This is a genomic window from Actinotalea soli (assembly GCF_017565425.1).
Classification (GTDB): domain Bacteria; phylum Actinomycetota; class Actinomycetes; order Actinomycetales; family Cellulomonadaceae; genus Actinotalea; species Actinotalea soli.
The window spans coordinates 34,027-47,337 of sequence record NZ_JAGEMK010000001.1 but is presented as its reverse complement, the minus strand read 5'-3'; the positions used below and the strand labels follow the sequence as shown (position 1 = coordinate 47,337).

The window sequence follows — 13,311 nt, the reverse complement described above, 5'->3', positions numbered from 1 at the left end:
CCGATGCAGCTCGGCACCCTGACCTGGTCCCCGGCCCTCGACCACCCCGACCTGCTCGCTCCGAGCACCCTGGCGACCCTGCGCACCTGGGCCGAGCAGCACCCTGCCGTGGCTGGCGCCGTCCACGTGACCGAGATCGACCCAGGGCTGGCCGACACCGCAGCGCTGACCGAGGCCCATGACCTGCCCCTCGCGGCCTCGGCGAACTGCGTGCTGGTCGCCGGACGGCGCGCCGGCGAGGAGCGGGTCGCCGCAGCGGTGGTGCTCGCCACGACCCGCGCTGACGTGAACACCGCCGTCAAGCGCCTGCTCGACGTGCGAAAGGCCTCGTTCCTCGCCATGGACCGCGCCGTCGAGGAGTCGCAGATGCAGTACGGCGGGATCACCCCGGTCGGCCTGCCCACCCCGTGGCGCGTCCTGGTCGACTCCCGGGTGCCCGCTGCCGGGGACGTGGTCATCGGCAGCGGCGTCCGCCACTCCAAGCTGGCCCTGCCCGGGGACCTCCTCGCACAGCTGCCCGCAGCCGAGGTCGTCGAGGACCTCGCCCTCCCCCGGCCAGGCTAGAGCCCGCACCGTCGAGGACCCAGCCCGGCACGGACCTCCCGGCGCGAGCCCGGCACCAGACCTGCGCCGTCGGAGCTGAGCGATTAGGTCGTGATAACGAGTCTCGTTATGGTTCTGTCATGGCGTCGACCTCTGCTGCACGGTGACCGAGGTCGCCACGCCGCGCGACGTCGCCGCAGCGCGTCGTCCGCTCGCTCGGCGAGCCGCGGCGCTCAGCGCTGGCCTTGCACTGGTCGGAACCTTGCTCGTCGTGGTGTCGGGAGCCGTGGGGTCGGTCGAGGTGACGCCTGTGCAGGCGGCTCAGGTCGTCGTGGGTCACCTCGTGCCGGGGATGCCGTGGATGAGCGACGGTTCTCTGACTCCGCTGCAGGACCAGGCGGTCTGGCAGTTCCGCATCCCGCGGGTGCTGCTCGCCGGACTCGCAGGTGCAGGTCTGGCTCTGGCTGGCGCACTGATGCAGGTCACCGTCAGGAACCCGCTCGCCGAGCCCTACATCTTGGGGGTCTCCTCTGGCGCGAGCGTCGGCGCCGTCCTGGTCATCGTGCTCGGTTCAGCTGCCGTCGGCGGCCTCTCCCTGAACGTCGCGGCCTTCGCCGGTGCGCTGGTGGCCTGCGGTTGTGTCGCTGCGCTCGCCCGCAAGAACGGCGCCCTGTCCCCCACCCGCATGATCTTGTCCGGGGTCGCGCTCGGCAGCCTGTTCAGCGCGATCACCAGCTATCTGACGATCTCCACCGACGCGCAGAACGTCGTCAGCGTCCTGTTCTTCCTGCTGGGCAGCGTCTCCGCCGCGACCATGCCGAACCTTCTCGGGCCGGCGATCGCTCTCGGCGTCAGCTGTGCCGTCGCCGCCGGCCTCGCTCGCTCGCTCAACGCGCTGATGACCGGGGACGAGTCAGCCGCCTCTCTGGGCGTGGACGCGACGCGGCTGCGCGCCGTCCTGCTCGTCGTCGCGTCCTTGCTCACCGGCACCGTGGTGTCGGTCGCTGGTGGCATCGGTTTCGTCGGGCTCGTCGTGCCCCATGTCGCGCGGATCTGCGTCGGTGCTGACCACCGCCGAACGCTGCCCGTGACCGTGCTGGGCGGTGCCGTGTTCCTCATGGCAGCGGACCTGCTCGCCCGCACCGTGGCCGCCCCGACGGAGATCCCGCTCGGCATCCTGACCGCGATCGTCGGGGCCCCCTTCTTCCTGTGGCTCATGCGTCGCGACGGCGCCGACCGAGCCGGGCTCGGCCGATGAGGGTCGAGATCGACCGGGTGGGTGTCACGCTCGGAGGTCGAGAGGTCGTCCACGAGGCCTCGTTCGTCGTCGAGCCCGGTGAGCTCGTCGGACTCGTGGGCCCGAACGGCAGCGGGAAGTCGTCGTTGCTGCGCACCCTCTACCGGGCTGTCCGACCGAGCGCCGGTGCAGTGCGGGTCGGCGGCGACGACGTGCTGACTCTCAGCTCGCGAGAGGCTGCTCGTCGGGTGGCGGTCATGCTTCAGGACCCGAGCACCGAGTTCGACCTCGACGTGTACGAGACGGTGCTGCTCGGCAGAGGACCGCACCATTCCTCCTTCGGACGGGACACCGCACAGGACGTGGCGATCGTCGAGGAGGCCCTGCGCAACACCGAGGTCGACGACCTCGGTGGCCGTATGGTCGCCACGCTCTCGGGTGGGCAGCGACAGCGGGTCATGCTCGCGCGCGCGCTGGCGCAGCGCAGCCCCGTGCTCGTGCTCGACGAACCGAGCAACCACCTCGACATCAGCCACCAGCACGACCTGATGAGCACCGTCCGCGGCCTCGGTCGCACCGTCATCGCCGCGCTGCACGACCTCAACCTCGCGGCTCAGTACTGCGACCGCGTCGTCGTGCTGGCGGCCGGGCGCGTCGTGGCGGACGGTGCACCCGCCGCCGTCCTGACCCCGGACCTCATCCGTGCGACGTTCGCCATCGACGTGCGGGTGCTCGGCGACCCGCCGGTGCTCGCGTTCCGGCCCTTGCCCCGAGCCGTCACCAGAACCTCCGCCCCAGTCCCGTCGTCCACGTAGAGAGCACCCCACCATGACCACCACCCGTTCCCCCCGTCCCTCGACCACAGCTGGTCACGCGGCGGTCTCCGCACTCGCGATCGCGCTCCTGGCCGGCTGCGGTCAGGCGGTCTCGGCCGATGAGGCCTCGGTCACCGAGGACGGTGCTGCGGCCTCTGCTGCAGCACTGGAGAACTGCGGCCGCGAGCTCGTCCTCGACAGCGCACCTTCCGCTGCGGTCGGAATGCACCCGGCCCAGACAGAGCTGCTCCTGCGGCTGGGGCTTGCCGACCGGCTCGCCGGCCAGGCCCAGGCCGGCGCACAGGCCCTGCCCGGAGACGTCGCCGACCTCGCTGAGGACGTGCCGGTCATCGGTGACGTCATGCCACCTGCTCGTGAGGACCTGCTGGCTGTCGAACCGGACTTCGTCTACTCGCCCACGACGTACGAGTTCACGGCCGAGCAGGGCTTCGCGAGCATCGAGCAGATCGAGCAGGCGGGGGCCGCCGTGTACGTGGCCACGGGAGGGTGCGCCGAGCGGCGCATGTCCGGCTCGGTCGCCGACCTGTTCACAGACCTCGAGAACCTGGGTGAGATCTTCGGGGTCCAGGACACCGCCGCCCAGCTGGTCGAGCAGGGCCAGGCCGAGCTGGACGAGGTCGCGAGCGCGATCGCCGACGTCGAGCAGCTGCGCGTCGCCCAGGTGTACGTCGAGGGCACGACGCTGTCGGCCATCGGTGCCGGTGTGGAGTACGACATCCTGCAGCGCGCCGGAGCCGACAGTGTCTACGCGCCTGACCAGTCAGCCTTCGACGACTTCTTCGCCGCGCCGATCACGCCCGAGTCGCTCGCCGCGGAGCAGCCGGACGCGCTCGTGTTCAGCGTCTACGACGACATGCACGAGGCCGCGACCCGGGACTACCTCACCTCGACGTTCCCCGACATGCCCGCCGTACGCGAGGGGCGTCTCATCGCCGTCTCCAGTGCTGACGTGTTCCCGGGCACTCTCGGGAACATCTCGATCGTGCGGCAGATCTCTGAGCAGCTCTACCCGGACGCGTTCTGACCCGTGCTCCACCGCAGACTCCTCCAGCTCGCAGGGGTCGTCTCCGGCTCGGTCGCTGCCCTGGCCGCCCTCGGCATCCTCCTGTGCGTGCTGCACGTCGTGTTCGCGATCTACGCGGGGGCGGCCGTGGGCGCCATCGTGCGGGGTGACGAGCAGGCGCTGCCGCAGCTGACGGTCCTGGCTGGGGTCGCCCTCCTGCGCGCCCTCGTCGTGCAGGCCCAGGAACCGATGGCGACCCGGGTCGGGGTCCGGGTCCGGGTGCGGCTCCGTGCACGCCTGCTCGATCATCTCGCTGCCGTCCCGGCTGCCGAACGCAGCTCCGGGCGCATCGCGGCGACCGTGCTGGACGGGGTCGACGGACTCGATGCGTACTGCACGCGCTACCTGCCCCAGCTCGTCGTCGTGCTGCTCGTTCCTGTCGGCGTCGTGCTGCTCGTGGGGACCTACTCCCCGCGGGCGGCCGGGGTGCTCGCCGTCGCAGCCATGGTCGCCGTCCTGCTGCCCCGCCTCGGCGACCTCCGGCTCGTGCGCCACGGTCGGCGGCGCTGGAGGCAGTTCGAGGAGCTCGCCGGGCACTACGTCGAAGCGCTGCAGTCGATCCCCCTGCTGCGCTTCTTCGGCGCCTCTGAGCGCGTGGGTCACCGTCTGGCCACCCAGGCGGAGGGCCTTCGCACCTCCACCATGAACCAGCTGCGCTGGTCGCTCGTCGACACCGGGACCGGCGTCCTGGCGCTGCAGGTCGGGACCGCCCTGGCGGTCCTGGCCGCGATCAGCGACGCGACCCGCGGCGCCCTGCGACCGGCCGAGGTGGTCACCGTGCTGCTGCTCGCTCGTGAGTGCTTCCGACCCGTGACCGACCTCGCACGGCACTGGCACGCCGGTTACCTCGGGCTCACCGCGGTCGACGGGTTGGACGAGGTGCTGTCCGCCCGGCCCGCGGTCCTCGAGGACGGACGTCGTCGCGCCCCCGCCCCTGCCCCGTCGTCGATAGCGCTCGTCGGGACGACGTACCGGTACCCGGGGACCGACGTCGGCGTCACCGACGTGACCTTGCGGGTGCCGCCTGGTGAGACCGTCGCCATCGTCGGGGCGTCCGGCTCGGGCAAGAGCACCCTGGTCAGGCTCCTCGAGCGGGACATCGACCCAGGTCGCGGAACGGTGCTCCTCGGGGATGTCGACCTGCGCACCTACAGCCGGACCGCGCGCTCCCAGAGCGTCGTCGTCGTCACGCAGGACCCTGTGCTGTTCGCCTGGTCGGTGCGCGACAACCTGCGTCTCTACCGCGCTGACGCCACCGACACCGAGCTCGAGCTCGCCGCACGCGCCGCAGAGATCCACGACGTGCTGCTCGCTCTGCCGCAGGGATACGCCACCGTCCTCGCCGAGGACGGGGCGCAGCTCTCAGGCGGTCAGCGTCAGCGTCTCGCCATAGCGCGTGCACTCGTGTCCCGAGCGCCGGTCCTCGTGCTCGACGAGGTGACGTCTGCGCTCGATCCGGGGACCGAACGGCGCGTCATGCGCGCCGTCGCGGGATGGGGTGGGGCCCGCACCATCGTCATCGTCGCCCACCGGGCAGGTGCCTGCGCTCATGCTGACCGGTGGTTCGAGCTCGCGGGCGGGCGGGTCGTGGCCGCGGGAACGGGCCCGCCGACGTCCCGGTCGCTCACCGGTGCCGCCCGATGAGGTCGATCCTGCGGATGCTGCCGGTCGTGGCGACCCACCGACGGCTCTTCGTCGAGACGGTCGTGTGGAACGTCGTCGCCCAGGCCGCTGTGCTGGCGATCGCGCTCGGGCTCGCCGTGACGGTCGGTCGGGCGATCGCGGGCGAGGCCGTCCCGCTCGGTCCTACGACGGCGGGACTCGTCGCGCTCGGCCTGATCGCAGCCGGCGCCGCATGGCGCGAGTCCTGGGTGTCCCACGACCTCGCCTACCGGCTCATCGCGGTCCTGCGCGGCCGTGTGTTCGACGCGCTGCGGCGTGCACTGCCGTCGCGCACCCGCCACCGGCACTCCGGTGACCTCACCACGACCGTCGTCGCGGACATCGAGACCCTCGAGTGGCTCTACGCCCACACCATCGCCCAGACCCTCGGAGCAGGACTCGTCCTCAGCGTCAGCGTTGCCGCGTCAGCGACCATCAGCCCGCTCCTGCTCCTGGTGTGGGTGCCACTCCTCGTCGTCGGGGTGGCGGTCCCGAGGGCGACGGCGCGGCGCGCCCGGCTCGACAACCTCGCGCTCGCGACAGGGGCGGCCCACCTGCGCTCGCAGGTCCTCGACACGGTCCGGGGGCTTCGCGAGCTCGCGGGGGCCGACGCGCTCGATGCCCAGCTCGCGCGGGTCTCCGCGGCGACCCGCGCTCACGGGCACCTGCAGCAGCGTGAGGCGTCACGGTTGGGGACCGAGCGGGGCATCGGGGACCTCCTGTTCGCGACCGCAGCACTCGGTACCCTCGTCATCGCGCGGCTCGACAGCGCGGCTGTGGCACCGGCCGACATCCCGCTCGCCCTGACCGTCGCCGTCGCCGGGTTGGGTCCGGCTGCGCAGATCGCCGATCTGCTGCGCAGCACCGGGACGCTGCGTGCAGCCGCCGAACGGATCGGCGACGTGCTCGACATGCCGCCTGCGGTCGACGAGGAAGGGCCCGACGCCCACGAACCGACCAGCACGGAGGGAGCGCGGCCAGGAGAGCGCGGACTCGTGCTCGACTCCGTGACCTTCTCCTACGACGGTGCTCACACCGTGCTGCGGGAGCTCTCGCTGCACGTGAGGCCGGGAGAAGTGGTCGCTCTCACAGGCCCGTCCGGGGCGGGCAAGACCACGGCTGCCCGGCTCGCGCTGCGCCTGTGGGACCCGGACTCGGGTGCGGTCCGCATCGACGGGGTCGACGTCCGAGGCCTTCCCGACGACGCCCTGCGTCGCGTCGTCGCCATCGTGCCGCAGTCATCACCGCTGCTGCGTGGCACCGTGCGCACGAACGTCCTTCTCGGCGACCCCGACGCCCCTGCTGCCGCCGTCGAACGTGCCGCCCTCGAGGTCGGCCTGCTCCGTCCGGACGTCGGGCTGCCCCTCGGGCTCGACACGCCCGTCGGCGAGCACGGCCACGGGCTCTCCGGCGGGCAACGTGCCCGCGTCGCGATCGCTCGCGCCCTGCTGCGAGACCCACGCGTGCTCGTCCTCGACGAGGCCACCGCGTCGCTCGACCACGAGGCCGACGCCGCGATCATGGAGTTCCTCAGCTCCTCCGACAAGCGTGCCACCCTCGTCGTCGCTCACCGCCAAGAGACGGTGGACGCTGCTGACCGCGTGCTCGAGCTCTCGACTCATCACCCTCCGCAGGACCACGCCCCATGACCATCACGCGTCACGGTTGCCTCCGGGTACAAGGAGCAGGACGAAAGGAAGGACCTCTCTCATGAACGGACGTCTGGGCAGGACCATGACCCTCGGGGTGCTCGTCACCGCGACCCTGATGAGCGGTTGCTCCGCACCCGTCTCGGAGGAGGCGCAGGCGCCGCCCTCCGAGAGCCACCGGGATCCCGACGACCACGAAGGCCACGACCACCCCGCTGACGGCGGCCCTGCACCCGAGGGCATGACGGAGCGCGATGAGCCCAGGTATCCGGTCGGCGCGGAGGTGATCCTGACGGCCGACCACATGGCCGGCATGGACGGCGCGACGGCGACGATCGTCGGCGCGTACGAGACCTACACCTACTCGGTCGACTACACGCCCACGACCGGTGGCGACCCGGTCGAGGACCACCGCTGGGTCGTGCAGGAGGAGATCCGCGACGCTGGCGGCGACCTCCTGCCCGACGGCACCGAGGTGACCCTGGCCGCCGAGCACATGACCGGGATGGACGGCGCAACGGCCACGATCGCCAGCTCGACCGGGGAGACCGTCTACATCGTCGACCTCGAGGTGGACGGGATGACCATGACCAACCACAAGTGGGTCGTCGAGAGCGAGATCGAACCAGCATCTTGAGCATCGCCCCGCCGCGACACCGAACCGGCTCGGGCTCGGTATCGCGGGGGTGGCCGTCCCCAGGGTCAGCTCGGGCGGACGGGGGCCCGACCTGACGAGGCCTCAGCGTTGCGTGGAGCTCAGGACGACGCGACGCGGGTGGCCCAGAACGCCACCGCGGCAGCCGCAGCCACGTTGAGCGAGTCCACTCCCCCGGCCATCGGGATCCGCACGACCGTGTCGGCCCCCTCGACGGTCGCACGGCGCAGGCCGTCCCCCTCGGTACCCAGCACCAGGACGAGCCGCTCGGGAGGGTCTGCCGCGAGCTCGTCGAGGGTCACCGCCTCCTCGGACAGCGCGAGGGCTGCGGTCACGAACCCCTCGGCCCGCAGCGTCGCGATCCCCTCGGGCCAGGGGTCGATCCGCGTCCACGGCACCTGGAACACCGTGCCCATCGAGACGCGGACGCTGCGCCGGTACAGCGGGTCCGCGCAGCGCGGGGTGACCAGCACCGCGTCCACGCCGAGGGCCGCTGCGCTGCGGAAGGCCGCGCCGACGTTCGTGTGGTCCACGACGTCCTCGAGCACGGCGACCCGGCGCGCGCCGGCTCCGTCACGCACCCCGCTCAGCAGGTCGTGCACCGAGGCGAGCGGTGGGCGGTGCATCGCGGCCAGGGCCCCGCGGTGCAGGTGGAAGCCCGTGATCTCCTCAAGAAGGGCGGGCTCGGCCACGAACACGGGTACGTCGCCGTCACGCCCGGCCCCCACCTCCTCGATGAGGTCGGCGAGGTCCGGCAACCAGCGTTCGGCCATGAGCAACGAGCGGGGCCGGTGCCCGGCGGCAACCGCCCGGCGGATCACCGTCGAGCTCTCCGCGATGTACATGCCCCGGGCAGGCTCGTGCTTGGAGCGCAGGGCGACGTCCGTGAGGCGGACGTAGTCGTCGAGCCGCTCGTCGTCGACAGCGGTGAGGTGGTGAAGGGGCACGGAACGTCAGATGAGCGGGTGCTCGCCGCCTGCCTCGGGCGTCGGCGGCTCTGCAGCAGGTACGGGCGGGGCCGCGGCGTCCTGCCCGGCCTTGGGGGCACGCTCGCGCCCCCGCCCGCTCAACGTCCCGGCGCTCGTGGCGTCCTTGGTGGCCGCCTCGGAGTCCCGCTTCGCGGCGGCCAGGGCCTCGGCCGGGTCGGTCAGCGCCGTCGGGCCGATGTCCTCGACCTTGAGGGGCGAGGTGCCCGCAGGCCGCGCGGGGGCTGCCTCGTCGTCGTCGGGCCCGCCGACCCCGAAGCCCTTGCTGATCGAGTTGAGCGCCGCGGTGAACTCGGTCGGGATGAACCAGACCTTGTTCGAGTCGGTCTTGGCGACCTCGGGGAGCATCTGCAGGTACTGGTAGGCGAGCAGCTTGGGGTCGGCGTCCCCGCGGTGGATGGCGTCGAAGACCTGGAGGATCGCACGGGCCTCACCCTCGGCGTTGAGGATCGCGGACTGGGCGTTGCCCTCGGCCCGCAGGATCGCGGCCTGCTTCTCACCCTCGGCGGTGAGGATCTGCGACTGCTTGACGCCCTCGGCCGTGAGGATGGCCGCGCGACGGTCACGCTCGGCGCGCATCTGCTGCTCCATCGAGCCCTGGATGGACTGGGGCGGGTCGATCGACTTGAGCTCGACCCGGTTGACGCGCACGCCCCAGCGCCCGGTCGCGTCGTCCAGCACCCCCCGCAGCTGGCCGTTGATCTGGTCACGGCTGGTGAGGGTCTGCTCGAGGTCCATCGAGCCGACGACGTTGCGCAGCGTCGTGACCGTCAGCTGCTCGATGCCCTGGATGTAGTTGGCGATCTCGTAGACCGCAGACTTGGGCTCGGTCACCTGGAAGTAGATGACCGTGTCGATGCTCACCACGAGGTTGTCCGAGGTGATCACGGGCTGGGGCGGGAAGGAGACGACCTGCTCGCGCAGGTCCACCCCGGCGCGGACCCGGTCGACGAAGGGGATGAGCAGGTGCAGCCCCGCGTGGAGGGTGCGCGAGTAGCGCCCGAGACGCTCGACGATGAAGGCCTGGGCCTGGGGCACGATCCGTACGGCTCGGATCAGGGTGATGATCACGAACAGGGCGATCAGGCCCAGCACGAGGTAGATGATGAGCTGGTTGGCGCTGACGGTCGGGTTCTCGATCATGACCTGTCCTCCGGGTGGTCGGGCGTGGTCGTTCCGTCGGGGTGAGCCGGGTCGGCCGCTCCCGGGTCCTCGTCCTGGGCGGGTGGGGCGGTGTCCAGACCGGTGACGACCGCGGTCGCGCCGTCGATCGCGGTGACGCGTGCCTCGACGTCGGCCGCGAGGGTCTCGCCGAGCCGACCGGTACGCGCCGTCCACTGCTCCCCGGCGAGCTTGATGCTCCCGCCACGGCTGGTCACCTCGGAGAGGGTCAGGGCGATGCGACCCACCAGACCGGCCGCGTTGGTCTCGATGAGCGGGGTACGGCGGCGCAGGTTGCGCAGCAGGTAGGGGCGCAAACCCAGGAGCATCACCAGCGAGGTCGCGGTGAAGACCAGTACCTGGACGGCGATGCTCGCGCCGAGCAGGTTGGCGCCGACAGCGGCCAGCGCCCCGACGGCGAACATCAGCAGCACCAGGTCGAGGGTCAGCACCTCGACGACTCCCAGGGCGACGGCAGCGACGAGCCACCACACCCAGTGGATCTCGATCTGGTCCACACCGCCCCCTCGTCGTCGATGGCTTCTTGATCCTAGTGGGACCGGCTCGTCCGACGCCGGTCGATCACGCGGCACCGACGGACGGACGCAGCCGGCTCGTCGCCGAGCCGTCACCTCCGGGCGCGCGCGCTCCAGCGTGACTCGTGCCGCTCGACCTCGAGGTCGGTCCCGAAGGCCGCGGAGAGGTGCTCGGCGGTGAGGACCTCCGCGAGCGGGCCCGCGACGTGCACCTGACCGTCGCGGAGCAGAAGACCATGGGTGAAGCCCTCGGGGATCTCCTCGACGTGGTGGGTCACCAGGACCAGGACGGGGGCCCGACGGTCCTGGGCGATCTCGGCGAGGGCCGCGAGCAGCTCCTCACGGCCCCCCAGGTCCAACCCTGCGGCGGGCTCGTCGAGCAGCAGGAGCTCAGGGTCGGTCATGAGCGAGCGGGCGATCTGGACCCGCTTGCGCTCGCCCTCGCTCAGGGTGCCGAAGGTCCGTGCGGCGAGGTCCCCCACGCCGAAGACCTCGAGCAGGGTCCTGGCGCGCTCGTGGTCGAGGTCCTCGTACTGCTCCCGCCAGCGCCCGGTCATGCCGTAGGCCGCGGTCAGCACCACGTCGATCACGCTCTCCGAGGGCAGGATGCGGTCGGCGAGGGCGGCCGAGGCCACGCCGATCCGCGGACGCAGCTCGAAGACGTCCACCGCGCCGAGTCGCTCCCCGAGGACGTGGGCGGTGCCCGCGCTGGGGTGCATGCGCCCCGCGGCGATCTGGAGGAGCGTCGTCTTCCCGGCGCCGTTGCGCCCGAGCACGACCCAGCGTTCCCCCTCCTGAACGGTCCAGCTCACGGAGTCGAGGATCGTCTTGGGGCCTCGACGGATGCTCACGTCCTGCAGGTCCAGCACCACGGTCATGGTCACCGACCCTACCCGCCGCGGCGGCGGAGGCGGTCCACGACGCGGGGCCCGTAGTTTGGTCCCGTGGACCAGGTCGACCAGCTCATGTCGTTGCCCCGCGCCGTCCTGCTCGCGCTGTGGTTGCAGGGCACCGGCCCCGGCGAGCCCTCCCCCCAGACGCTGGGCGTCGCGCTGCGTGCGATCCAGGACGAGGACGAGCCGCACACCGTGGCGGGGGCCGAGGACCTCGTGCCCGACGGCGCCCCGCTCGCGGACCTGCTCCGCCGCTGGGCCGGGGCCGACCAGGTGGCAGCGCTGCTGCCGGTCCCCGGGGACGTCAGCGGGGCCCCGGCCGCCGTCGCGGACCTCGCGGTGGACGCCGGCGAGTGCCTCCTGGTCCACCACGAGGGGCGCTCGTGGGCCGCCGTGCCCGAGGTCGAGGGGTTCGGCAGCGAGCTCGAGCCCGGCTTCCTGGTGACGTGGCGCCTGCACGAGGTCGAGGACTGGCGAGCCCGGCTGCCCGGCGTCGTCGGCACCCTCCCCGAGGCCGAGCAGGCCCTGCGGCACGCCCTGCGCGAGGCGACCGAGGCCCTCGCAGGGCTCGACGTCGCGCGGTGGCGGCCCGATGCGGCCGAGGCGATCGTCGCCCTGCGCGGGGACGACGACCCGGGGTGGTTGCTGCCCACCGGGCTCTCGCCACGGGCCGTGCGCGTGCTGGCCCAGGCGTGGCGGCTGCGGGCGATCGTGGCCCTCGCGACCGCGGACGACGGCGGCGCGGTGAACCTCTGGCAGGCGGACCAACGATCGGCTGCGCTGCGCCACGTCGACCACGCGGCCCGACGGGCCGCCGCGGCCGCGACCCTCGGCCGACCGCGGCTCGGTCAGCCCGAGGATCAGCCCAGGACCGTGCGGTAGACCTCGAGGGTCCGCTCGCCGATCGCCCCCCAGGAGAAGTGGTCCTCGACGCGGCGGCGTGCCGCGACCCCCATCGTGCGTGCCCGCTCGGGGTCCTGGGCCAGGCTCGTCAGGGTCCGGGCGAGGTCGGTGACGAACCGCTCCGGGTCGACCGGGGTGCCCGTGCCGTCCTGCACCTGGTCGATGGGGACCAGCAGACCGGTCGTGCCGTCGTCGACCACCTCGGGGATGCCCCCGGTCGCCGTGCCGACCACGGGCAGGCCGCAGGCCATGGCCTCGAGGTTGACGATGCCGAGGGGCTCGTAGACCGAGGGGCACGCGAAGACCGTGCCGGCCGACAGCACCGCGACGAGGTCCGGGCGGGAGAGCATCTCACCGATCCACACCACGCCGTCGCGCTGCGCGCGGAGGTCGTCGACGAGCCCGCTCACCTCGGCGGCGATCTCCGGGGTGTCGGGGGCTCCCGCGACCAGCACCAGCTGCACCTCGGGGGGCAGCGCCTCGGCCGCGCGCAGCAGGTACGGCAGACCCTTCTGCCGGGTGATGCGCCCCACGAAGACCACCGACGGACGGTCGGGGTCGATGCCGTGGGAGCGCACGACCTGGTCGGCGGCCGCGAGGGCCTCAGGGCCCTCGGGACGGCGCCACCCGTCGAGGTCGATGCCGTTGTGCACCACGTGGACCTTCGCGGGGTCGATCTGCGGGTAGCACCGCAGGATGTCCGCGCGCATGCCGGCGCTCACCGCGATCACGCCCGCGGCCCCCTCGTAGGCCGTCTTCTCGGCCCAGCCCGAGAGCGCGTAGCCGCCACCCAGCTGCTCGGCCTTCCAGGGGCGCAGGGGCTCGAGGCTGTGCGCGCTGACCACGTGCGGCACCCCGTGCAGGAGCCCCGCGACGTGGCCGGCGAGGTTCGCGTACCAGGTGTGCGAGTGGACCAGGTCGGCTCCCTCGACGTCGGCCGCCATGAGCAGGTCCACCCCGAGGGTCGCCAGCGCGGGGTTCTTGCCCTCGAGGCCTGCGGGGACGGCGTAGCCGTCGACCCCCTCGGCCGCCCGGGGCCCGTCGAAGCACCGCACGCGCACGTCGACCAGCTCGCGCAGCACTGCGCTCAGCTCGGCCACGTGGACGCCCGCGCCGCCGTAGACGTGAGGCGGGTACTCCCTGGTCAGCAGATCTACTCGCACGAGCGACACGCTAGCGCCCCGCGG

The 13,311-nt window shown here is 72.4% G+C and carries 13 protein-coding genes; 8 read left to right on the top strand and 5 right to left on the bottom strand.

Annotated elements, in window-relative coordinates:
- Window positions 1-3 precede the first annotated feature (3 nt).
- From J4G33_RS00255 to J4G33_RS00225, 7 genes are all read left to right on the top strand, one after another.
- Complete coding sequence (locus tag J4G33_RS00255) at window positions 4-564, top strand: YbaK/EbsC family protein (RefSeq protein WP_208053904.1); 561 nt, start codon at window positions 4-6, stop codon at window positions 562-564.
- Between the two features lie 142 nt (window positions 565-706).
- A complete protein-coding gene (locus J4G33_RS00250) occupies window positions 707-1,801 on the top strand; it encodes a FecCD family ABC transporter permease (RefSeq protein WP_208053903.1) in 1,095 nt (364 codons plus the stop codon).
- On the top strand, window positions 1,798-2,595 hold the full coding sequence (locus J4G33_RS00245; protein WP_208053902.1) for an ABC transporter ATP-binding protein: 798 nt from the start codon (window positions 1,798-1,800) through the stop codon (window positions 2,593-2,595). Before J4G33_RS00250 ends, J4G33_RS00245 begins: the two co-directional genes overlap by 4 nt.
- A 13-nt stretch (window positions 2,596-2,608) precedes the next feature.
- Window positions 2,609-3,640, top strand: a complete 1,032-nt coding sequence (locus tag J4G33_RS00240) for an ABC transporter substrate-binding protein (RefSeq protein WP_208053901.1) — start codon at window positions 2,609-2,611, stop codon at window positions 3,638-3,640.
- Window positions 3,641-3,643: 3 nt separating this feature from the next.
- Entirely contained in the window at window positions 3,644-5,323 is a 1,680-nt protein-coding gene (locus tag J4G33_RS00235) for an ABC transporter ATP-binding protein/permease (protein ID WP_208053900.1), read from the top strand.
- 26 nt (window positions 5,324-5,349) lie between these two features.
- Window positions 5,350-6,990, top strand: a complete 1,641-nt coding sequence (locus J4G33_RS00230) for an ABC transporter ATP-binding protein (RefSeq protein WP_208053899.1) — start codon at window positions 5,350-5,352, stop codon at window positions 6,988-6,990.
- Window positions 6,991-7,051: 61 nt separating this feature from the next.
- Window positions 7,052-7,627 carry a YdhK family protein gene (locus J4G33_RS00225; protein ID WP_208053898.1) on the top strand — a complete coding sequence of 192 codons (576 nt, stop codon included), beginning with the start codon at window positions 7,052-7,054 and terminating at the stop codon, window positions 7,625-7,627.
- Between the two features lie 119 nt (window positions 7,628-7,746).
- Here the strand turns inward: J4G33_RS00225 and J4G33_RS00220 are convergent, their stop codons facing one another.
- The 4 genes from J4G33_RS00220 to J4G33_RS00205 form a co-directional block, all read right to left on the bottom strand.
- On the bottom strand, window positions 7,747-8,592 hold the full coding sequence (locus J4G33_RS00220) for a TrmH family RNA methyltransferase (RefSeq protein WP_307793606.1): 846 nt from the start codon (window positions 8,590-8,592) through the stop codon (window positions 7,747-7,749).
- 6 nt (window positions 8,593-8,598) lie between these two features.
- On the bottom strand, window positions 8,599-9,774 hold the full coding sequence (locus J4G33_RS00215) for an SPFH domain-containing protein (protein ID WP_208053897.1): 1,176 nt from the start codon (window positions 9,772-9,774) through the stop codon (window positions 8,599-8,601).
- Window positions 9,771-10,310, bottom strand: a complete 540-nt coding sequence (locus J4G33_RS00210; protein WP_307793605.1) for an NfeD family protein — start codon at window positions 10,308-10,310, stop codon at window positions 9,771-9,773. The genes J4G33_RS00215 and J4G33_RS00210 overlap by 4 nt, the downstream gene beginning before the upstream one ends.
- Before the next feature lie 110 nt (window positions 10,311-10,420).
- Complete coding sequence (locus tag J4G33_RS00205; RefSeq protein ID WP_208053896.1) at window positions 10,421-11,206, bottom strand: ABC transporter ATP-binding protein; 786 nt, start codon at window positions 11,204-11,206, stop codon at window positions 10,421-10,423.
- 66 nt (window positions 11,207-11,272) lie between these two features.
- Between J4G33_RS00205 and J4G33_RS00200 the strand changes: the two genes are divergently transcribed.
- Window positions 11,273-12,103, top strand: a complete 831-nt coding sequence (locus J4G33_RS00200) for an Rv1486c family protein (RefSeq protein ID WP_307793604.1) — start codon at window positions 11,273-11,275, stop codon at window positions 12,101-12,103.
- On the opposite strand, the gene glgA is transcribed toward J4G33_RS00200, so the two are convergent.
- Window positions 12,082-13,287, bottom strand: coding sequence for a glycogen synthase (gene glgA, locus J4G33_RS00195; protein WP_208053895.1), 1,206 nt, complete (start codon window positions 13,285-13,287; stop codon window positions 12,082-12,084). The two genes, J4G33_RS00200 and glgA, sit on opposite strands and share 22 nt — an antisense overlap.
- Between the last annotated feature and the right edge of the window lie 24 nt (window positions 13,288-13,311).

Excerpts from the sequence above, each read along its gene's own strand:
- J4G33_RS00255 (WP_208053904.1), top strand. The coding sequence starts at position 4 with ATGCAGCTCGGCACCCTGACCTGGTCCCCGGCCCTCGACCACCCCGAC.
- J4G33_RS00245 (WP_208053902.1), top strand. The coding sequence starts at position 1,798 with ATGAGGGTCGAGATCGACCGGGTGGGTGTCACGCTCGGAGGTCGAGAG.
- J4G33_RS00240 (WP_208053901.1), top strand. The coding sequence starts at position 2,609 with ATGACCACCACCCGTTCCCCCCGTCCCTCGACCACAGCTGGTCACGCG.
- J4G33_RS00225 (WP_208053898.1), top strand. The coding sequence starts at position 7,052 with ATGAACGGACGTCTGGGCAGGACCATGACCCTCGGGGTGCTCGTCACC.
- J4G33_RS00215 (WP_208053897.1), bottom strand. The coding sequence starts at position 9,774 with ATGATCGAGAACCCGACCGTCAGCGCCAACCAGCTCATCATCTACCTC.
- J4G33_RS00205 (WP_208053896.1), bottom strand. The coding sequence starts at position 11,206 with ATGACCGTGGTGCTGGACCTGCAGGACGTGAGCATCCGTCGAGGCCCC.